21 protein-coding genes are annotated in these 21,625 nt (G+C 41.6%); 9 read left to right on the top strand and 12 right to left on the bottom strand.

Features of this window, described 5'->3' with window-relative positions:
- The first annotated feature begins 187 nt into the window (after nt 1-187).
- Entirely contained in the window at nt 188-1,234 is a 1,047-nt protein-coding gene (locus tag F0226_RS22735) for a GGDEF domain-containing protein (RefSeq protein ID WP_171734277.1), read from the top strand.
- Nucleotides 1,235-1,261: 27 nt separating this feature from the next.
- On the opposite strand, the gene F0226_RS03280 is transcribed toward F0226_RS22735, so the two are convergent.
- Both F0226_RS03280 and F0226_RS03275 read right to left on the bottom strand, forming a co-directional pair.
- The gene (locus tag F0226_RS03280) at nt 1,262-2,416 is read right to left on the bottom strand and encodes a linear amide C-N hydrolase (RefSeq protein ID WP_171734276.1); all 1,155 of its coding nucleotides are present in this window, start codon (nt 2,414-2,416) and stop codon (nt 1,262-1,264) included.
- Between the two features lie 162 nt (nt 2,417-2,578).
- Complete coding sequence (locus F0226_RS03275) at nt 2,579-3,367, bottom strand: phytanoyl-CoA dioxygenase family protein (RefSeq protein ID WP_171734275.1); 789 nt, start codon at nt 3,365-3,367, stop codon at nt 2,579-2,581.
- A 344-nt stretch (nt 3,368-3,711) separates the two neighbouring features.
- On the opposite strand from F0226_RS03275, the gene F0226_RS03270 reads away from it, so the two are divergent.
- Nucleotides 3,712-5,082: a thrombospondin type 3 repeat-containing protein gene (locus F0226_RS03270; protein WP_171734274.1), complete on the top strand. Its 1,371-nt coding sequence runs from the start codon at nt 3,712-3,714 to the stop codon at nt 5,080-5,082.
- A gap of 18 nt (nt 5,083-5,100) precedes the next feature.
- Nucleotides 5,101-6,492 (top strand): hypothetical protein, encoded by a 1,392-nt coding sequence (locus F0226_RS03265; protein ID WP_171734273.1) that lies wholly within the window; start codon nt 5,101-5,103, stop codon nt 6,490-6,492.
- 125 nt (nt 6,493-6,617) lie between these two features.
- Here the strand turns inward: F0226_RS03265 and F0226_RS03260 are convergent, their stop codons facing one another.
- On the bottom strand, nt 6,618-7,499 hold the full coding sequence (locus F0226_RS03260; RefSeq protein ID WP_171734272.1) for a LysR family transcriptional regulator: 882 nt from the start codon (nt 7,497-7,499) through the stop codon (nt 6,618-6,620).
- 111 nt (nt 7,500-7,610) lie between these two features.
- Between F0226_RS03260 and F0226_RS03255 the strand changes: the two genes are divergently transcribed.
- Both F0226_RS03255 and F0226_RS03250 read left to right on the top strand, forming a co-directional pair.
- Nucleotides 7,611-8,282 (top strand): type 1 glutamine amidotransferase domain-containing protein, encoded by a 672-nt coding sequence (locus F0226_RS03255; protein WP_171734271.1) that lies wholly within the window; start codon nt 7,611-7,613, stop codon nt 8,280-8,282.
- Nucleotides 8,283-8,533: 251 nt separating this feature from the next.
- Nucleotides 8,534-9,535, top strand: a complete 1,002-nt coding sequence (locus F0226_RS03250; protein WP_171734270.1) for a metal-dependent hydrolase — start codon at nt 8,534-8,536, stop codon at nt 9,533-9,535.
- Nucleotides 9,536-9,559: 24 nt separating this feature from the next.
- Here the strand turns inward: F0226_RS03250 and F0226_RS03245 are convergent, their stop codons facing one another.
- Nucleotides 9,560-10,165, bottom strand: coding sequence for a CIA30 family protein (locus F0226_RS03245; RefSeq protein WP_171734269.1), 606 nt, complete (start codon nt 10,163-10,165; stop codon nt 9,560-9,562).
- Nucleotides 10,166-10,207: 42 nt separating this feature from the next.
- Complete coding sequence (locus tag F0226_RS03240; protein ID WP_171734268.1) at nt 10,208-10,474, bottom strand: DUF3081 domain-containing protein; 267 nt, start codon at nt 10,472-10,474, stop codon at nt 10,208-10,210.
- A gap of 428 nt (nt 10,475-10,902) precedes the next feature.
- Between F0226_RS03240 and F0226_RS03235 the strand changes: the two genes are divergently transcribed.
- Nucleotides 10,903-11,901, top strand: a complete 999-nt coding sequence (locus F0226_RS03235) for a response regulator (protein WP_171734267.1) — start codon at nt 10,903-10,905, stop codon at nt 11,899-11,901.
- Nucleotides 11,898-12,863: a diguanylate cyclase gene (locus tag F0226_RS03230; protein WP_171734266.1), complete on the top strand. Its 966-nt coding sequence runs from the start codon at nt 11,898-11,900 to the stop codon at nt 12,861-12,863. The genes F0226_RS03235 and F0226_RS03230 overlap by 4 nt, the downstream gene beginning before the upstream one ends.
- A 160-nt stretch (nt 12,864-13,023) precedes the next feature.
- Here F0226_RS03230 and F0226_RS03225 read toward each other — a convergent pair whose 3' ends face one another.
- The gene (locus F0226_RS03225) at nt 13,024-13,704 is read right to left on the bottom strand and encodes a DUF1826 domain-containing protein (RefSeq protein WP_171734265.1); all 681 of its coding nucleotides are present in this window, start codon (nt 13,702-13,704) and stop codon (nt 13,024-13,026) included.
- Nucleotides 13,705-14,117: 413 nt separating this feature from the next.
- Between F0226_RS03225 and F0226_RS03220 the strand changes: the two genes are divergently transcribed.
- Nucleotides 14,118-15,722, top strand: a complete 1,605-nt coding sequence (locus tag F0226_RS03220) for a BCCT family transporter (RefSeq protein ID WP_171734264.1) — start codon at nt 14,118-14,120, stop codon at nt 15,720-15,722.
- Between the two features lie 277 nt (nt 15,723-15,999).
- Here the strand turns inward: F0226_RS03220 and F0226_RS03215 are convergent, their stop codons facing one another.
- Nucleotides 16,000-16,395: a PaaI family thioesterase gene (locus F0226_RS03215; protein ID WP_171734263.1), complete on the bottom strand. Its 396-nt coding sequence runs from the start codon at nt 16,393-16,395 to the stop codon at nt 16,000-16,002.
- A gap of 28 nt (nt 16,396-16,423) precedes the next feature.
- On the opposite strand from F0226_RS03215, the gene F0226_RS03210 reads away from it, so the two are divergent.
- Complete coding sequence (locus F0226_RS03210) at nt 16,424-16,702, top strand: DUF134 domain-containing protein (protein WP_171734262.1); 279 nt, start codon at nt 16,424-16,426, stop codon at nt 16,700-16,702.
- Here the strand turns inward: F0226_RS03210 and nqrM are convergent.
- From nqrM to F0226_RS03185, 5 genes are all read right to left on the bottom strand, one after another.
- A complete protein-coding gene (gene nqrM, locus F0226_RS03205; protein WP_171734261.1) occupies nt 16,690-16,893 on the bottom strand; it encodes a (Na+)-NQR maturation NqrM in 204 nt (67 codons plus the stop codon). The genes F0226_RS03210 and nqrM overlap by 13 nt on opposite strands.
- Nucleotides 16,890-17,339, bottom strand: coding sequence for a NifB/NifX family molybdenum-iron cluster-binding protein (locus tag F0226_RS03200; RefSeq protein ID WP_171734260.1), 450 nt, complete (start codon nt 17,337-17,339; stop codon nt 16,890-16,892). Before F0226_RS03200 ends, nqrM begins: the two co-directional genes overlap by 4 nt.
- 181 nt (nt 17,340-17,520) lie before the next feature.
- Complete coding sequence (locus F0226_RS03195) at nt 17,521-18,963, bottom strand: N-acylglucosamine 2-epimerase (protein ID WP_171734259.1); 1,443 nt, start codon at nt 18,961-18,963, stop codon at nt 17,521-17,523.
- A 342-nt stretch (nt 18,964-19,305) separates the two neighbouring features.
- Nucleotides 19,306-20,229, bottom strand: coding sequence for a M14 family metallocarboxypeptidase (locus tag F0226_RS03190; protein ID WP_171734258.1), 924 nt, complete (start codon nt 20,227-20,229; stop codon nt 19,306-19,308).
- Nucleotides 20,230-20,371: 142 nt separating this feature from the next.
- On the bottom strand, nt 20,372-21,568 hold the full coding sequence (locus tag F0226_RS03185; protein WP_171734257.1) for a GGDEF domain-containing protein: 1,197 nt from the start codon (nt 21,566-21,568) through the stop codon (nt 20,372-20,374).
- Nucleotides 21,569-21,625 lie beyond the last annotated feature (57 nt).

Here is a 21,625-nt window from a genome sequence, read left to right as displayed (position 1 = left end):
AGGCTTTTGGGCTGGATTTCCATGCTTGTGATTAACATAGTTAAAGAGAGTTGCAGGAGGTACTTGGTATACTGAGTGTGATGCTGGTTATAGTGAACACTTTTAGATTTAATTTTGCGTAATAATGGCGATACCTAGGTATTAAGGTATATTGTTAGCATTATAAATAACAATGATGTGAACCATAGTGCTAACTAAAGGATTAGAAAAGTGGCTTGGGGTGAGTCGAACTCATGAAGAATTTAGAGAACGCGTCTTTATTTTCGCATCTTTGAGTATTTTGTCTTGCGTGCTGTCTTTTTTTATTTATTACAACCTATTTGTAATTTTAAACCCTTTACTAGCTTCAATTGAAGTAGCTGCTTTAGCTTTTTGTCTACTTGCTTATTTTTGGCTGTGGCAGAGCCGCAGTGCCAAACTTGCGGCAACTACAATGGTGGCCGTCATGACCACTGTTAGCCTATTATTTATAATAGGTACAGGGCACCGAGAGTTCGCGTTGGCATTCTCATTATTAACGCCAGTCGTTGCTGTATTTGTCTTAGGTTACAAAGCCGGGTCCTTGATTAGCGTCTTAACTTTCTCGATTGTTGCTTATATCTGTTTGACGGATATGCATAATTGGCCACCAGCTTTGTTTACTACGATTAGCTTTATTCACCTTTCAGTCATCTATTTGTTTTTATTTTCCATTGCTTATTTTTATGATTCAGCTCGTCGAAAAACGCTGATCTTATTGCAAGAATCAAATCGAAAGCTCCACACTCTTTCTCATACAGATATGTTGACTCAATTATTTAACCGTCGCCATATGGAAGCTTTATTGCTTGAACCTAATAAAGTGCACTGGTTAGCGATTGCGGATGTGGATGACTTTAAGAGCATCAATGATGACTACGGTCATGATGTTGGTGACCAGATATTAATCCAAGTAGCCCGTATTCTAGAGCGTATGGTCGGAAGTAAGGGCGAAGTCGGTCGCTGGGGCGGTGAGGAATTCCTTATTGCTTTTGAAGTTGAGGATTACTCGGTTATAGAGCGGAAAATGACGATAATTCAAACCACCATTGCTAACTATGATTTTGGTGTTGATCGGCCTGTGACTGTCAGTTGTGGTGTAGCGCTTCATCATAAGGCTATGAAAAACGACTCTTTTCGCCGTGCTGATGAAGCGCTTTATCAAGCAAAAAACTCAGGTAAAAATTGCTTTCATGTTGCAGCTTTCTCAGAGTAGTAAAACTGTTTATTCATAGCGGTTAATTTACTTATAGTCGCTAAATGGTGGAGCTATTCTCGTTTTCATCGCAGAGTTAGCTAAGCCCATAATGCCCGAGTTTTTAAGTGATTTGTCTACAACTAAGGCGTAGCACTCAGATCTAGGTGGGTTGAAATCAAACCATAGAGACTGAACGGAAAGGTTATCCATCAAATAGTAGCGTAGTTGTTTTGAGTCACTAATGTTGGTCCAGAGAGTGTAAGAGTTAACAGAGTATCCGAGCCTTTTCTCTATTTTTTCTAATAAGTTATGTGGGTAAAGCTCCTCAAAAGCCTGAGGTACATTGCAAGTTGCAACCATTGAGCGAACTTGAGCGACTGGGTCAACCCCCGAGGCTTGCTGATTGTACATATAACGATAGAAGCATGCTCTTTCAAAACGTTGTACTGAAGTATATCCGCCGGGGACACTAAACACAGGGTGGGGGTTTCGAATGTGGTTTTCTGCTAATGCGCTGTGTTCATCAGTTGAATTGAAGATGTCTGGCTTATTCCATTGAAATAACCAGTAGTCCATCATTTTTAATTGTGTAGGGTAATCTGGTTGGTTAGTCATTACCGTATAGTTATCATTCTCATATATCTTGATTTCACTGTTATGTACTTCAAGAATGGCTGAGTTCCCATTTCTATCGGAGATAGCTATATGTAACGTTGCTGGTGAAAAATCGTCACCAGGGACCAATCCACCGTATAAATAGATCTTCGGGTCAGATAAAGAGCTAACCGCCTGTTGAACATTTGCGAAACTATCCAGAATATATTGCCCCCACCGCAATATACTTAGCCCTTTTTGCTTTTCATTTTGGTTAACACCGAAGCTGCAATTCGTGTCGTAGAGAGCATTAGCGACTAAGCCTTGGTCATTCATACCATCACAAAAACCATAACCGTCGCTTTCATTTCCTATCATCGTCGAAAGGCTAGCGTACTTAATATCCCAAGCTAATACATTATCCTTTTCTAGCGGTATAGTCGGAGATTTGTCGTTAACCTTTTTAACCTCTCGAACACTCATACCGAACCGTTCACCACTGGCTGGGGTATAGACTACTGTAGGTTCTAGAGGAAACTCCCAGTCCATATTTCGTCCGACTGTAACGTGGTTTCGATTAATGTTGTTTAGAATCCGTGTGCACATATTTCTTCCGTATGATTAGTGATAAATATGTAAGCAATAATCGATAATTAACCTATAAGTCAATTAATAAGTGAGGTTTATGGCTGGTCAGATCAAAAGGTTAGCTTGAATCTTCAATTCAAAGAACCACGATTAATTAGTGCTTCTCCGGGTATTTACACACTACGCGCACAACATCGATTTTAGATGGAGTGTGTTCATGAATAACCTAGGATCGGAAATGTTATCCAGCATTGATTGAGTAGGTAAGCAATCATCGTCAACGTAGTCGACGTAATCCGCCGCCGAATCAAAGATCAAAATATCTAGCGCTAAACGATCCAATCCATATCGACCTCGATGGATCATATCTGCTGAAAATACTAATAAGTCGCCTGCTGCTAACGGAATCTGCAGACCTCCAGAAATATCATCGCTGCTTACTTTGCCATTCACTTCTTGGCGAACATCATACTCTTCTTCATTGTCCCAGCGCTTGTGCGTTCCGGGGATGAGCTCCATGCCCGGTTCATCAAAAATAGGCACGCGCAGATGCAATACTTGGGTTTCAAGTATCACTTTCATCTGATCATCAATGTCGTAGTCATATTGGCAATCACGATGCCAAAAATCTTTTTGTTTTGGGTTTACAGGGTTGAAGAACAGCTGGGTATTCATGAATGCAGGGTTGTTTGGTATCACTGCATCAACGACTTCCATCACTTTTTTTGAGCTTATGAAGTCAAAAAGTACGCTTCTATCATCGTCGGGCAAGTATTCGCTTCCCGTAATTAAAGATGAGTTAAATGCTTCTTCTTGATAGAACTCTTCATTGTCAGCTTTCCAAGATTCATGGAATTTAAGTACGACTTTTCTCAGTGATGCAATCTGCGCTTCATCGAAATAATTTCTAATAACAAAGTAACCATGTTCATCGTAACTGTTACTTAATTGTTGGCTGTTTTTTATCACTGATTACCTGCGCTTATGCTAAACCGTTTATTACCTAGTTGCTCTGTTACTGCTTAGGATTTCACGAGTGCATAATGCCAGACAGGCAGTAGTCAACCAAGGCTCGAACTCAATAAATCTATAAATGATGGTTGTCGAATGCTTGCGCAAACAGCTTAAACATCCCCCACAATAATAAGATAGTAACCGTATAGCATTTTATGTGCCTACTTTATAAGCGAATCATTAACAAATTAATAAGTAAGACATTATTTGATTTAAATCAATTAGCATAAAGACCATGCTGGAAGTATGGTTATTGGTTGCATACGCTCAATTGGAATAGTAAGAATGGAGTGCATGTTATGGATAAAAAAGTGCTTGCACTGGTCATATCTACCTTCTTTATGTCGGCTTGTTCTGACAGTGGTGGAACATCAACCATTGCCTCTCAAGGTTCAGTTATGGAAGTGAAGGCTATTGATGGTTACTTGAAAGGTGCTGTTGTGTGGTTGGACACTACTCCAAACTTTATTTGGGATGAAGGTGAGCCAAAAGCGGATAGTGGCGATGGTGGTGTTGCTGAATTGGATGTGTCTGGGATAGATAATTACGAATCTTATTCTGTGGTCGTTAAAGCGGTGAAGGGCGTAACTATTGATCTCGATAACCCCGATAAAACCATAAGCTATGACTTTGTGATGACAGCGCCGGCGGGTGAAACCAATATTACCCCGTTATCAACCCTTGTTAAATTAGATATGGACACTACGGGAGCCTCAAAGGAAGAGGCGCTAAGCGACGTATCTGAAAAGTTGAATATTTCAGAAGAGGATATTTTAAGTGACTACACCGCAAGTGAAATCGTAGCGAATAAGGCAAAAAACCTCGTGGCATGTGGGTTGATGCCGGAGACTACCGAAAAAGCTATGTCTACATTCTCCGAAACAGGGTACTTCGACACCAACAGTGAATTGACTGAAGTATCCAGTGTTGTGAAGGAACTGAAGGCGAATGAAACCGTAATTACTGATGGCAATGACTTTATACCAGTTGAAAATGATGGTGACGGCGACACAGATAATGACGGATTTGACGATGAGAATGATATGTTCCCACTCAATAGCAGTGAGCATATAGATTCTGATGAAGATGGTGTAGGTGATAACGCAGATGCATTTAAAGATGACCCTACTGAGCAGTATGACACCGATAAAGATGGTGTAGGTGATAACGCAGATGCATTTAAAAACGACCCTACTGAGCAGTACGATACCGATGAAGATGGTGTAGGTGATAATGCAGATGCATTTAAAGATGACCCTACTGAGCAGTACGATACCGATGAAGATGGAGTCGGTGATAACACTGATGTATTTAAATACGATCCTACCGAGCAATACGATACCGATGAAGATGGTGTCGGTGATAATGCAGATGCATTTAAAGACGACCCTACAGAGCAGTACGATACCGATGAAGATGGCGTAGGCGATAATACAGATGCATTTATAGACGATCCTACTGAGCAATACGATAACGATGAGGATGGAAACGGAGACAATAAAGATCCTGACGATGACAATGATCTCGTGCTTGATGCTGATGACAACTGTCCGTACCTAAGTAATGAAAACCAGTTGGACAGCAATGGCAATGGGATTGGCGACGCATGTGACAGTGAAAGACTCGCAACCTTTGATAGTGCGATTTTCGACACTGACAAATGGCTATAACTTAAAAGGATGATAGTTATGAAATACAATAATTTATCAGTTGCGATAATACTTTCACTAGCTTGTGGCGTTAGTACGTTTGCAACAGCAAATGACCTAATTCAGTTCAACTCCGGTGGGTTCATAAAAGCATCTGAGATGAATCAAAATTTCAACACCTTATTGAGCAAAATTGAAGCAAACGAGGTTTCACAATACGTAAAAAGTTACGATGTTGACTGTACGACCGATGAAAATGCATTAAGCACGTTCATGAACAACGGGTATACCGACACGTTTATGGTAGTGAACCTATCAGGTGATTGTGAATGGAGTGGTTTCGATATTAATAGAGACTCAATGATGTTTAAAGGAGGAGCTTTAAGCCCACCAGACGGTGGTAATGTTGTCATTAGAATGCACAACATAGGTTTTATGGACACAACAATCAACGGCGGCATTCATTATGATAATGGTGGTGGATGGCTGAATAATGTTGCTGTCAGTGGTGTCGTTGTGGATGGCGGTGCAAATCTTGCCATTGAGAATATGAATGCCGGGCTAGATATGATGGTGCAAAGTAACAGCCGGCTTTGGGTAAGTAACGACACTGTATTTAACGATTTGTATGTGATGAATAATAGCTCTTTAAATTCAGGTGATTCAGTCACTTTAACCGCGCAATATGTGAAGTTATCAAATGGTGGCTTTATCGGTGGGGATAATCTTATTGTACCCGATGAGAAGTTATATGTGAGAAGAGCAAGTAGTGTGTCAGTTACAAACATTGAGGCGGGTAAATTAAAAGTTGGCGAAAATAGTACTGTTCTTGCAGAAAAAATTGATGCTAATTCTGCTTACGTGTTCGCGGGAGGCAACATAACAGCAGATGCGAGCCTAAATGTTCAAGGCGAGCTCTTTGTAAAAAGTAACGGCTCGGTTGAAGGTGGCAGTTTAGAAAGTGTGTCTGGTGAAGAGATTCCTGCAAGTTTACATGTAGGTAATATAAACGCTTCACTTGGTGGGTCTGTCCATTTCGACACCATCACATCCGGTGAGATCTTTGCTTTTGGAAATGGCGCAATTGCTGCCAACTACATTAATTCAAGCGAGGAGGTTTGGGCTGAACGCGGAGGTGTTATTGTGGCCGACATAAAATTGTCAGCTCAAACAATTAGTGCTTATGGCTTAGGATCAATTGAAGCTCAAAGTATTACCAATACTTCAGGAATTGAAAATACATCTCCAGCTGTCAATATATGGGGTTATGGGGCTATAACTGTTGCTAAAAGTACGAACGATGCGCTAAACAATGCTGTTTGTGAAAATTATGATAACGGTGATGTTCCTATATTCTTTGGATTCAATGATGACACTAGTACCTACGACTTCCCGTGGCTTTGCAATTACGACTCACCAGAAGTGCCGTAAGTAACGCAAACTTTTTAAAGCCGCATCTTGCGGCTTTTTTTTCTATTAATTATTCGAAACTGACTTTTACCACTGTCTATCTTAGCTGCCGAATTCATATACTAAGGTTTGTTCTACATTACTAGTTAACTGCGCCAATCAGAAAAGTGAGACACCAAATAGTCTATTGCTAAGCGAGCACGTAATGGCAGGAAACGTTGATTTTGATACACGATCCAACTGCTGTTTCCTTTCCCCCAAAAGTCTTGAAGTACTGGAGTCAGCAGACCTGAATCTAGCCCTTTCCTTAAGCTGCTTTTAGGCATATATGCAATGCCTAACCCTTGCTCACATGCTGCAACCACGGCATTAGAATTATTGCTTTTCCAGCGCCCATGAACTCGTGTACTGATCGTGTTCTTATTACTTTCAAAGATCCAATGATCATTGTTGGCAATAATACAGCTATGTTGTTTTAAGTGGTTAGGGTGAGTCGGTTCGCCGTAACGAGTTAGGTATTCTTGGCTTGCTACGGCAGCCATTGGGCGATCAACAAGTTTTCTCGCAACTAACCCAGAATCTTTTAAGGCGCCGTAACGAATCGCAAAATCGATACCGTCTTCAATAAAATTAACCATGCGAGAGTTGAAATCCATCTCGATGGTAAGTTCAGGGTACGATTTAGCAAACTCCATTAGGGCTGGTGCGACATGCTCTTCTGCAAAGGCACCTGCAGCACTAACGCGTAGAGTGCCACTTAACGTAACTTGCTGTGAGTTTAAGCCTTCGTTCGCTTGTTGTAGCCCTGAGACCAATTCTCTACATTGTTGGTAATACAATTGACCAGCATCGGTTAAATTGACTAACCGAGTTGAGCGAGCCAATAACACCGTTCCAAGCCTTTCTTCTAATCTCGAGACTTGCCGGCTAACGTGGCTTGTACTGCAACCCAGTTGTTTAGCTGCAGCAGAAAACCCATGACTTTCAGCCACTGCCACGAACTCAATAATTCCATCAAAATTGTTCATAGTTTCTATCTTTGCTATATGGCAATAATCTTTTGCTAATTATCGGTATTATCAGTCAAATGGTTTTGAATTAATATCTTTTTCGAACTCAACGTATTCAAGGAAGCCATAATGAAAAAGATCCTAATTCCAGTAACTAACCACGCAACTCTAGGTGACACAGACCAAGCTAACGGTACTTACTCACCAGAGATCACTCACGTTATTCATGAACTCAATGCCGCTGGGTTTGACTATGAAATTGCATCAATTGAAGGCGGAAAAGCCCCACTTTATGGAACTGATGTAGAAAGTGATGAGATAAACAGCGCGGTACTTGCGGATGATGATTTTCAGAATCGAATCAATAACAGCATTCCAGTATCGCAAATCAATATTGATGATTATGACGCAGTTTTCTACCCTGGTGGTTTTGGATTGTTATCTGATCTAGCGACGGATCTGAGCTTTGCTCAACTGTCTGCAAAACATTACGAGAACGGTGGCATTATCGCTGCTGTATGTCATGGTCCTGCCGCGTTACTTCCAATCACATTAAGTAATGGTGAAAGCTTACTTGCTTCAAAGTCGGTTACAGGCTTCACTCGTGAAGAAGAAATCGATTTTGGGACGATCGATGACATCCCATTTCTGCTGGAAGAGTCACTATCACGCAAAGCGGTTCGCTTTAGCAAAGTGCAACCTTGGCATGAGCTAGTCATCGTTGATGAAAGAGTGATTACCGGTCAAAACCCACCGAGTGCTCATGGAGTAGGTAAAGCGTTAGTTGCTTCATTGTCATAGCAATTGAGTATGGTCGTGGTATGTCAGTTTAAGCTTTTCTAGCTTTTCTAGCTTTTCTAGCTTTTCTAGCTTTGTAGCTTTGTAGCTTTGTAGCTTTCTAGTTTCCTAGCGAACTCAGTCATGCTTCAAATATTTATGAAGTATGGTTGAGATAGAATACGAAATAGAAAAATTGAGGGCGTTAATCTCGTTTAGTGGTGAAGCTCAGCTGAGCATCTATTATTAAGTCATATTCAATCAATGAGTTAATTATGGATCCATTAACACAAGGTGTTTTGGGCGCTTCTTTGTCTCTATCGGTGAGCAAAAAACAACACTTAGTCGTCGCTGGCGTTTTCGGGCTACTTGCTGGAATGGCTCCTGATCTGGATGTGTTCATCCGATCTGATCGTGATCCGTTGCTTTTTTTAGAATTTCATCGGCAGTTTACTCATTCACTCTTTTTTATTCCTCTTGGCAGCTTCATCTGTGCTCTGGTTTTGCATCGACTGATCGGAAAATCGCAGGAACTCTCGTTTAAGCAAAGTTGGTTTTATAGCGCGCTAGGTTATAGCACTCATGCGTTGCTGGATTCTTGTACCTCTTACGGTACTCAATTGTTTTGGCCTTTAACTAATGAACGTTATGCCTGGAACAGAGTGTCAGTGATTGACCCTTTGTTCACCCTTCCTATATTGATATTGCTCATCGTCACTCTGCTAAAACGAAACATTAGGTTTGCACGTATGGCTTTTCTTTGGGCTTTGATTTACCCAACACTTGGGATGGTACAAAGAGAGCGTGCTGAAGCGGCGGGGTGGCAATTGGCAAAAACACGACAACATGTACCAATTCAGTTAGAAGTTAAGCCAAGTTTCGCCAATATTTTGGTTTGGAAGGTGATTTACGAAACCGAGGGTCGCTACTATGTTGATGCTGTTAGGGTCGGTTCGTCAGTAAAACAATACCCAGGAGTTTCGATGGAAAAGCTAGATGTGAGCAGGGACTTTCCGTGGCTGGATATGAATTCGCAACAAGCTAAAGATATTGAACGTTTCAGCCAGTTTTCAAAGGGTTTTTTAGCTAAAGAACCTGAGGAAGAGTTGCGTATTATTGATGTACGATATTCCATAGTACCAAACCAAATTGATGCGCTATGGAGCATCAACCTATCACCATCAGCGACTGTTGATGCGCATGTGGAGTATGCGACACATAGAGATAATAGTTCAGAATCCAGACACACTTTCTTTGAAATGCTATTGGATTTTTGAGGAGCTGGACCTAGTTGACCCCGCCTATTTTTTAGGGGCTGATGTTAGAAACTGGATCTGAACTAAGTTCAGAGCAAAGGGAAGTGGCTGCTTATCAGCGATTAGAAAGCCAATTTGTTTAACTTCGTTAATATCCAATTTAGGCGCATCGTTGAGTAGTCGCCCTCTAAACACAGCTTGAAAGTCGCTTAGATGGAATACGAGATTAAGTCGTTCTCCCTGTACGGTGGTGAAATCGTGTTTGTAGTTTACTCGGTAGCCGTTTGTCCATGTCGTGAGCCTTAGCTGGTAAGTACGACCGTCGCCAATGCTTATTAGTTCGACGGTATCTGCCTCACTAGATTGAAGTTCGATTCGCCGGTTTACTGAACTGAATCCACCATTATTGGCAAGCGACAACTCACCCGTGAATTGGCTCAACTGACCATCATAGATGAAGCGACCTGTTGAAATTCCTCCCATCACGTTGTCGTTAGTCGCTGTCCACAGATATTGTTCGTTTGGGTGTGTAAAGTCGATCATATTTGGTCCTGAAGCAATAGCGTCCCTAATGCATAGAAAAGAGCCAGTGAGTAACAAGCATAGTAAGGTTACTTTCTTGAGCGGGTAATGCATGCGGCCTTGATTCATGTAAACACCATTCATGGGCTTGTTTTTAATGTAATGGTTGATTTAATTCAATGGGTTAGTCGTAATCATTGTCGAGCAATGGTTGATGAAATCAGAGTAATTGGCTGGCTTGCCATACTCGATTTTCAGTGAACCATGGAACATTAGCGTCACAGTAACGTCTTTGTAGCTCAGCCAGCATGTGTACCCATCATAATCGTGCCACGCATATACTTCCCCCAATAAGTATTTATTGTCTAACTGTTCTCCGGATGTGCGAATACAGTCGAACACTCTGAGAAACTCTTTGATGGTGAGTCTGGTATCCATGTATTACTCCTGCTGTGAATTTGATGGGAATGACGTATGAGCTATGACCAAAGCCAAAGCGTTAATCTATAATCAAGTATCTAACGGAACCAAGGTGCGATGTTACTCATTTACCCATTAACTTGTTTGCTCATTAACTATACTAGTTACGGTTGAGATCGAGGTTTCGATCAATGAGAGTGTTTCGGATGTTGAAGAATCTAAGCCATTTGAAAAGTGTGTTGTTTTGGTTCACGGTTTTCTTTTAAAATCAGCTGACTAGACATAAAGCGGTGTAAAAAACGTCAGTTACTTAAGGATTATGTAATAGCGGTCGGATTTTTGACGCCAATACTTAGCCTCTGGTCACAAATGAAACAACACATAACTCATTGATCTGAAAGATATGGCATGATGGCTTGTTATCAATAAATACATTTGCTCAGCCAATGAATATCCTAGTATGCGATGATTCAAAAATCGCTAGAAAGTCAATAATTAGGCATCTGGACACATCATCTCATCTTAAGGTCTTCCAAGCTGAGAATGGTCAGCTGGCTCTGGAAATGCTCGCTACTCACCCTATAGATTTACTCTTTCTTGATCTGACCATGCCAGTTTTAGATGGGTTTGGTGTATTGGCTGCATTGCCAGTGAACACTTACCCAACGAAAGTTATCGTGGTTTCTGCTGATATCCAAAGCCAAGCGCAGCGTCGCTGTATAGAGCTGGGAGCAAGCGCATTTTTAGATAAACCCTTCGCCCCAATGGAGCTGGCTGTACTGTTAGATGACTACCTGATTCCGTCATCAAAAGTAGAACCTGTTCAACGTTTACCTCTCTCGCAAGTTGATATCATCGCCAATATTAAAGAAATGAGTAATGTCGCGCTTGGTACAAGTGCTTCTTTGATTTCTGAACAAGTTGGTCAATTTATCGAGATGCCAATCCCAAACGTGGCTTCTTTGCATCAATCTGAATTGAAGATGACAGTACAAGACATTGTTGACCACTCTGAGTATCGCGCAGTTTCACAACGTTTCGTCGGACACGGTATCAATGGAGAAGCACTGGTTTGTTTACATGGTGATGGGCTTAGTCAACTTGCCCAAGTTTATGGTGGTAGTGATCACAATAGCGGCAATGACCAAAACTCGACGAGCGAGATAATTCTAGATTTAGCCAACCTCACGGTTTCATCGTTCCTCGTCTCTTTTAGTAAGCAGCTTGATATTTCCATCTCTTTGCGTCAGCCAATCATTTTGGAAAAAGAGCAACTTCAAGAATCGCTTGGGTGTAACCAATTTCTTTCTGGGTACGACAAAGACATTTTTACCATTGAATTTGTATACAAAAGTGAAGACATCGATCTCGCCTGTGATGTTATTTTTCTAATGCACAATGAATCATTGAACGCGATTGGCGACATTTTAGAGACGGTATTATGAATACGACAGATATAGGTGACTTGCATTGGGCAATGCAGATTATTGGTGGTCTTGATGCTGGACTTATTGTTATCGACCGTGAATATCAAGTGTATGCTTGGAATTCATTTATGCAGTCTTACAGCGGTATCAAAGCGAATGAGATCATAGGTAAATCTTTATTTGAGGTTGTGACGGACCTTCCTGAAGAGTGGGTAAGAAGGAAGGTGGATACCTCGTTTAAGCTCAAAAGCCGCAGTTTTTCATGTTGGGAAGACCGTCCTTATTTGTTCAAATTCAAAAACTTCAGCCCTATCTCTAACGGGCTAGAAGAGATGCATCAAAACGTCACTTTTTCGCCTCTTACCTCTGTAAATGGTGAGGTTTCACACGTTAGCATTGTTGTGAATGATGTGACTGATATTGCTAAGAATAAGATTCACCTTGTTGACTCGAACCAAAAATTGTCTGACCTTAGCCGTACCGATGGTTTAACTAAGTTATTCAATCGTCGCTATTGGGAAAACTGCCTTCAAAAAGAATTCAATAGGTGCCATGTGTCTGGCATTGTGTCATCGATTGTTATCTTTGATATTGACCACTTTAAAAAAGTTAATGATACCTACGGACACACCGTTGGTGACCAAGTTATTCGTCATGTGGCTGATGAGCTTCGTAGGGCATCAAGAGCATCTGATATATGTGGTCGTTATGGCGGAGAAGAATTTACCATCATCTTACCTGGAACTTGCGCGGGGCAAGCTCTTTATTTCACCGAAAGGCTAAGAAAGCGTATTGAAAACGCAATGGTGGAGTACCAAGGCAGTTCTGTTAGGTACACGATAAGTCTAGGTATTTGTGAAGTGTCGAGTAATCAAACAAACTACTTAACTTGGTTAGAGCATGCCGATAAAGCGCTCTACTTTTCCAAAGAGATGGGACGAAACCGTTCGACCGTCTTTGACATTACCTTAATAGAATAGTGAATTTTGTTGTCTACAGACGCAAGTTTCACTCTTATATTTGATGTGCTTTCAAGCGCCACTTCTTTGCGTCAAACTTATTGATAGGCGTTATCCAGTTAAAAGGTGTTACTTAGCTAATAGGCGTTACTTAGTTAATAGGTGTTAATCCGGTAATCGGCTAACCGAAATCGAGTGTGAGTAATAATCTTGTTGCTTCGTTTTGCATTGCTGGTGAGCGATGAACCAACCCCGAATTCTCGTTTCCAATCCAAAGCTCCCCTTTAAGAAGTGCGACATCGCCACAAGAGACTTGTTGAACCTGGGAATCTTTTGCGTACAAGCCAGAAACAGAATCTGGTTGTCCATTACTTCCATGCCCTAATTTTGAACGGTCTACTACATGATTCGGAAGCCATTGTGTTGCTATTCCATGGTAGGTGGAAACTAACCGGCAAGGGACTTTATCAACATGAAATCGAGGGCACATTGCGTTATCTAGAGTGGCTAAACGCAAACCTGCTTGCTTGAGATCGAATAGGTAGCAATACATGTCTACAAGTTCTGCCATGTTTTCTAATAGTACTTTAGGTGCCGTTCCGTCTGTCGTGTACTCAAGTTTCTCGTAGGCATTTTCAGGGGTGAGAGTTAAAGACTTGCTAACACTCTTATTCTGATCGAGAAAGTGTCTGACAGCATGAGTTAATTCTTCATCGTGATCACGTTGCCATATCGCTATATTGAGATGTTCTTGGTAGATATCACTTAAAACCGTTGGGTGATCGCCAGAGCTGAAACATGGCTTAATACTGTTCTTTGGTGAGAAGTCAGTGGGTGGCTGTTCAATTAAAGCGGCATTCATCGAGTCATTTCCTACATAGCAATCAGGTCGTTAAATCTTTTATCACTCTTTCTCTCGAACGAAAAAGATAGTTTATTGGTATGTTATAACATATCACTTGCGTATGTGCGAGGCGTGGAAAGTGATAACGAGTCATCGTTTTAATGATTGGTGTTATGCGTGGCGCGTTAGGAGGCTTTTGTTGTTTTGGTTGATAAGGATGCTTAAATCTTTCTGTCTGGTTGTTGTTAGATCTTAAGCTAGAGTGCTCACATCAAATTTGAACCTTTAATTTGTGTTACAATACGCCGCTTGGGATTGAGCACAAAGTTTTATCATATCGTTTTATATGATGCGGCTAGCCAATCAAGTAGTCACTGGATATGGAGTTGGTCCTTATATTCGTTAAATCGGGTATGTGAACATCATAATTTATGAGTTTTAAATCAAAAAAGTACAGTATTGATTCTACTGACTATCAAGTTGGTCAAGACAACGTCAGTAAATGGGGCATGGATGTCCATAACACAGTTTTCGTAGCCTCAGTTGGCTTATCTATTCTCTTCATCGTCACTCTTCTTGCTTTACCTGCAGCAGATGCAAAAGCCGCGATTGATTCAGTCAAAGGCGCCGTTTTATCAAACTTCGACTTCCTATTCATGTGGGGAGCTAACATCCTGCTAGTGTTTGCAATCATTCTAGCGTTTTCACCATTAGGTAAAATTCGTTTAGGTGGTGAAGATGCAACGGCTGATTATTCTAAAGCGTCATGGATTGCGATGTTATTTGCCGCAGGTATGGGGATTGGACTTATCTTCTGGGGTGTTGCAGAGCCAACGGCTTTCTTCACTAACTGGTTCGGAACGCCACTTAACGCAGAACCTTACACAGAAGCAGGCCGTGAGCTAGCATTAGGCGCAACAGTTTTCCACTGGGGCTTACATGCATGGGCTATTTACGGCATGACGGCACTTTGCCTTGCGTATTTTGTTTATAACAAAGGTTTGCCACTATCAATGCGCTCAGTGTTTTATCCATTATTGGGTGATCGCGTTTGGGGTAAAACCGGCGATGTTATCGATGTACTGACAGTATTAGTGACTTTATTTGGTCTTGCGACATCACTGGGTTTAGGTGGTACACAGGCAGCAAGTGGTATTAGCCATGTTTTCGGTTTAGAAAATAACATTTACCTTCAGCAAGCTATCATCGTCTTGATTATGGGCTTAGCGATTGTTTCTGTTCTGCGTGGTATGGACGGAGGCGTTAAGTTCCTTAGTAACTTAAATATGGTTATTGCGTTTGTATTCCTTGGTCTTATTGCTGTATTGAATTTCACTACAGTGCTGGATTCTTTGGTTACGGCAGTGACAGGTTACGTGAAAAACATTGTTGCATTAAGCCAAACCTCAGGACGTGAAGATACCACATGGCTGCATGGTTGGACTGTGTTCTACTGGGCTTGGTGGGTAGCGTATGCACCATTCTTCGGTATGTTTGTAGCGCGTATTTCTAAAGGTCGTACTGTCCGTGAATTCTTGCTTTGTGTCATGATTATTCCAACATTAGTAACAACCGCTTGGATGTCTATTTTCGGTGGTGTGGCTATCGAACAAGTGATGGATAAAGTGGGGCAGCTTGGTGTGGATCAAGGTATTGCGGATGTGTCACTAAGCTTGTTCTACATGTTAGATGCTTACCAATTCGGCAGTATTTTATCTGTTATCGCCGTTGCATTGATCATCGTGTTCTTTGTAACAACGCTTGATTCGGGCTCTATCGTAATTGATGGCATGACAGCAGGTGGTAAGTTAGAAGTACCAGTGAAACAAAAAGTAGTTTGGGCTGTTATTTCAGGTGCTATTGCAATGGTTATGTTGTGGATTGGTGGTACTCAATCTATCCAAGCTCTGCAGTCCATCACAATAATTGCAGCGATGCCATTTACGATTATCCTGCTGTTAGGCAGTGTGAGCTTATTGAAAGGCTTAATGACGGAAATGGATAAAACTCAAGTGTCTGCTAACGAATCACGCTAGTTACCTAAATAGGTAATCTACGCTTTACAATAAAACTCTCTGGTACATTGTACTAGGGAGTTTTTTATTAAAGAAAAAGCACTCGAAAATACATCTCAGTATCTGATCACTAGTCGATGTCTTTAGTGGGCTCGTTAAAAATGGCATATCAATCAGTTCACTGTGTAATTACAGCATGAAGGTAATGGCTAATACCACGCCAAGAATTGCATGGCAGTGCATAAAGCAGTAAAGGTTAGTACCTAAGTGATGCTTAGCTTTCTGGCTTAAATCGGCTTCATGACATGAATTGGCTTTGTGCCGATGAACACATTTTGCCTTGTTGGACTATCTGGCTTTGTAAGAAATGAATATTACGTTTGCTTTTTACCCACGTCGCTCGGATCTCGAGTGGCTCGCCAATGTATATTGGGTGATGAAATCTAGAGGCTAAGCTAACCGTCATCGCGTGGATATCATGATTGAATAAGCAGTGCAGCATTGCACAGTCGTGTAACGTGGTCACAATACCTCCCTGCATAATCCCATCGTAGCCCTCCACTTTATCTGTTGGTACAATCTTCGCGAGGATCTCTCGCTCACCTATAACGTCAAAGCTGATAGGGCTGTGAGTAAAAAAATTGTGGCAGCATACTTGGCACTGTTGATGGTTGTGGGGAGTAGGGATATTCATATTTGCCTTTACATAGTAGGAAATTGATATGGCTCGACCAAAAAAACATCGAGTGTTATGTACACGTGCTGCTTATTCTTGTTTCAAGCCAAATGGCGTCCCTCGAGATGAACTCCATCATGAAGACCTTCATTTAGATGAGTTAGAAGCGTTACGCTTAGCTGATGTCGAAGGGTTGAGTCAACTCGAAGCCGCAACGCAAATGCAGGTGTCCCGTCAAACGTTTGGTAACATCATTAAACGTGCTCGAGCTAAAGTGGCAACCTGCATTGTTCATGGTCATGCACTAGTGATTCAAGAATCCTGATAGGGCTCTTTGATTTGGTAGAGTACTCGGCCGTGTTCTGCACACATGTCTACGCAATTGCATTCTTTCTTGATATCTAATTGGGCTAACCCGCCACAACTCCCTTTGATGGGGCGTCGTGAAAAGATTATTCCTATCGACATCAACGTTATTACGCCGATAAAACTCAGGAGAGTGAATAGGAATGTCATCGGCAAACCCTTCTGATTATCCCTAGCTTATGCGGCTCCGCACTGAAAAGAGTGGAGCTGGTGGAATGAGCCGAAGTCTGTCCACTTTTACTGCCACAACGGTGTTTATTACGTGACTCTCGACCGTACTCTGTGTCTCGAACCTCTGGAAGGTTCTTTAAATCTAGTTCAGTAATTAACGCTTTTGCTGGTGAGCCAAAGACTTTGATTTCCTTATGGAACAGATGCTCTAGCATCTTTTTACCAATATTGCGGACAACAACAGCCTTTACATTATAAGTACCAATGATCGCCATCCATTGCTTCTTTTTATTACAAGGGCTCTTCGATTCGTTCCAAGGAATAATATGTCTGACTTGTTGCCGATCATCCATGATGACGATTTGTGGGGATCGAGAAAAATGATTGCCAACGTGAAGGTTCTGAGAAGGGATCGCGTACATCATGATAGCTCCTAGCAAATGCGAATTAGGTAGCTAGTGTATGATTTGTTATTGGCATATGCCAATAACAAATGTGCAACTAAAGTTTTCACTGACTAGGAAATATCGATACTTGCCTATTGCTAACTTTATGTTTAGAACAATAGGCAAGTCATCGTTTAAGCGTTAGTCGACGTTCAAGTTACTAAGGTTGAATGTTTTCAAAATGAACTTTTTGTGTTCCATCTTCTTGCACATCAATAGCAATCACGTCACCTTGAAAATAATAAGGGGCAACTGGCATTTTGCTGTGTTTCGGTCTGGCGTAGTGCAAGGTTGCCGATTTGTTTTCAACTTGTTGTGAGTACAAGTAACCAATTAAGGCATGCTCAAATTGATGGTACCCATTTCCCCAGTGGAAAGCTTTAGTTCGTTTTGGTTCAAGCCCAACTCCGCCGTATTTGTGGTCCACCCATACATCATGGAAAGTTGGCAAAGTGTATTGCAGTACTTCTTTCATCGAACCGTCCACGAGTGATACTGTCATGGCGGCTTGATCAAGCTCTGCCCATTCCCATGATGAACTCCACTGGCTGTACGGTCGGCTTTGCCAACCTGTAATATCCTGATCTTGCCATTTTTTCTGAAGTTGTTCGTTAAAGTAGCCGGAGACACTGGCAAAGCTTTTCTGATATTGTGCTTGCTCAAGAGTATGCTTCATCCCCTTGAGACCGAAAGTCGACCATTCAGAATTATTTAAGGTTTTCCCTGTTAAATACGTCATCCAGTACGCTTTGATGGTGTGCCCAAAATCATTGTGATTAGCGTTTTGCATCATGGCAGCTTTGTGGTGAATGGCTCCGTAAAAACGTTGTTCGCCAATAGAGTGGTAATGTTCAACCATGGTTTGTGTCAGCCAGTTGAGGTCATTAAACCACTTTGACTTGATTGGATCTTCTAATAACGGTGCGATCAATAGCATGTAGCCGTTAATCTGGTCTAATTGAGCGACCAGTTCTCGCTGTTTTGAACTGCCATCATCGCCGTCCGCCAGCACCCAAGCGAGACCAAGACCATCTTCCAGTCGATACTTTTCAAAGATGAAAGCTTGCTGATCGATCAGTGCTTGCTCAACTTTTTTGTCTTGTGTTAGGTAGTAATACATAGCTAAGCCAACTAGGGCATAAGCTTGATCTTGAGAAGTGCGCTGTTGCCAATCAAGCCCTGCTTTCCCTTCTTGGGTATAGCTAATAAAGCCACCATTTTTCTTGTCTTGCAGCTCATCAATTAAGTAATAGGCGCCTTGCTTTGCTAGGTTTAAGGCTTCAGTGTCTCCAGTAAGGTGATATAGCACACCATAAGCAAAGGTTTGGCGTGATTTCATTCGAGTGAAATCTTTTCCAAAATGTGGGGTTATCCAATCTCTTTTTAATTCAGGGCAGACATCTGAAACATCGAGTAATGTGCCGTCATCACAGCGGAAAGTCGGGAAGTTACCGACTGGCTCACCTTGAGCACTAGGCATTACCCAATAAGGAGCGAGCCCTTTGGTTGTGTGATCTAACCAGTCTTCACCTGAAGGAAGGGTGACACTTGCGGATACGGTTAAGCTGACCGTACTTAGAATAGCAATTGTTTGTCGTAACATGATGTGCACTTAAGTAATTGAATTTATTTGAATATAAACAATCATACTTACACATTATGGTGGGGGGATCACAGTCGTTTAAATGTCGAATCGTAAAGCTGGCTTGTTTGAAGTGAAATTGTGCAACCACTGGCAACTTCTTACCGTTGCGCAAGTTTTCAGATACCTAAGTTTGCACTTGCAAAAAGTAAGCATAAGTGAGCAATGTGGGGATATGATTCGTTTGAAATGAAACAAACTCAGGAAGAGTGGCACACTTACCAATTAACCAATTAACCAATTAACCAATTAGACCAATTAAGCCGGTGTACCACCAATGTTCTTGCGACTGAATAGATGCAGTTAAACGGTCTTAGTTAGCACATAGTCAAGCGCGCCTAGAATAGCCGCCACTTGAGCGTCGTTACATTCTTCGTCTGTGACTTTTTCGCTGTCAGGGTAAACTTCAGTGGTGGTTCCATATTTACAGTTTGTCACACCACCACATAGCCCGAGCTTTTTCATTGGGTAGTTGATTACGCCATGCTGTGTTACGTCCGATCCGATGATCTTGCCTTCTTCATCCGCAGGAGCAATGTGCGTTACCTTTGCTACTGACTCAATGATAGCGGCTTGGAATTCCGGTTGCGGGTTCTCAGTATCGCCTACAGTGTAGAAACCATCTGGAATCATACCTTCAATATATTCAATACCATCACGTGCCGCGAGAGCTGGTCTAAACTCGGTTTCATCAGAATCCGTTGTTTCGTGAAGATCGATGTGCACTAAAACTTCTTGTGGTAATGAAGCAACTAGAGCGCGTAGGTTAGCAGATTCCTCTGCGGGTGTTCCTTCATAGAAAGAACGGTTTGGATCTACCGCATTTGGGTTCCAGCGGTTAATCACTTCGTAACCCCATGGGCTCACACAAGGTGCGATGACAATATTGAAATACGGCGTGTATTTGTTCGCTTGAGTTTCAGCAAACTTAATTGCACCGTGAACACCACTGGTTTCATAACCATGAACGCCACCCGTTACCAGAACGGTTGGTTTGGTGTTGTCCCAGTTTTTACTTTTAATGGAGAATAGCGGAAAACGCTCGGTGTCATAGCTCAGGGCGCCATACTGTTCGATATCAAATTGATCGGAGAGTGCTGAGATTTTTGGCACTACTTCTTTTTGATATTCACGTTTAATGGTGGTTTGTTCGTACCACTCTTTACGTTCTCGTTCTTGCCATTTTTCACCAGGCTTACCGATTGGGTAGGTGTAGGAATTTTGCATTGCCTTGCCTCTGTAGGATCACGTTCGTAGGCAAGAGCATAATCAGCTGTTGATTGTTAAGCAACTGTTATTGATGTCGTCGATTTATGAGTGAATAAAACAGCCGTTCAACGTATCGATTTGTCGCTGAACTTACTGAGATTTATTGCATTACTTTTAAGTTAGGGCTCAATTCAGAAGGCGTTTCAGCAGTATGAACAGCATTTCGACCGTTACTTTTCGCCGAGTACAAAGCTTCATCAGCTCTTTGTATTAACGTTGCCCATTGTTCATTTTTGTTTAATTGTGAAATCCCAAAGCTGGCTGTCCATGGTTCAGTTTGATTGGGTGTAAATGTGCAGTTGGCTATGGATTTTCGTATTTTATTCGCCACAATCATCGCGTTTTCTGTATTGGTATCAGGCAATATGATCAAAAATTCATCGCCACCATAACGAAACCCAAGATCTTGTTTTCGTAGTTTGGTTCTTAGTATTTCACCAATTTTTGTTAATACGATATCACCGACTTGATGACCTAAAGAGTCGTTAATATCTTTAAAGTGGTCAATGTCTACAATGATAATGGAAAGCTCAGATTGATTTCGCTGCGCTCTGGAAAATTCTCTTGGGATAATGTCTTCCAACGCCCTGCGGTTATAAAGTTGAGTTAGACTATCTTTAATGGAAGAGGTATACACCGCAGAAACTAACCTAGCGTTGATGAGCCACGTGAATGTAAAGCCAACCACTATGATCAACACAACCATCATGAAAAAGGCCAGTTGGTGAATGTTTCCTGCATGAAGGAAATTGTTGATGTCTGCCCCTGAGACGGTAATAGCAATTCTTAAAGCCATAAAAAAAGCATTGAAGAAGAAAATGCCAGCAAGAAGCCATATCGCTAATGATAGATCTTCAGCTTTTCCTTTAAGAGTAATGTAAGCACTCATACTCGTACAAATGGCAACATGAAGGCTGATGATGATAATTCGGGTAGTCGTGGATATTTCAAATAATGAATAATAGATGAAGGAAAGAGCAACCAAAGGCAGAAGAATAAAAGCGATTTTCGAGTATATAAAAGATGTGATCCTGAACTGACATAAACTATGGACGATCAAAGTAAAACCGAAAGCGATAAGGGTATTGGCCGCAATTTTTGACAGCCAAATAGATGTAGTGCTACCAAAACTCAGTAAAGAAAACCCAATAGCGAGCATCAAAATTGCCATCGCTAGTGTGAATAAGCCTGATATGGGGGCTTGGTTTTTTTGTAGAAGGCTTAGCCCGATAAAGTAAACGATAGATAACATTGCGGTGATAACGCATAACGTCCGAATGTCTAAATTTAGTTCCATGTACACCCTCTCGATTACATCGAATGAGCGCTCAGCTCTTTATAATTCAAGCTTAGA

Origin of the sequence: Vibrio sp. 99-70-13A1 (genome assembly GCF_013114625.1) — a bacterium.
In the GTDB taxonomy this organism is placed as follows: domain Bacteria; phylum Pseudomonadota; class Gammaproteobacteria; order Enterobacterales; family Vibrionaceae; genus Vibrio.
This window is presented reverse-complemented; position numbering and strand designations above follow the sequence as displayed.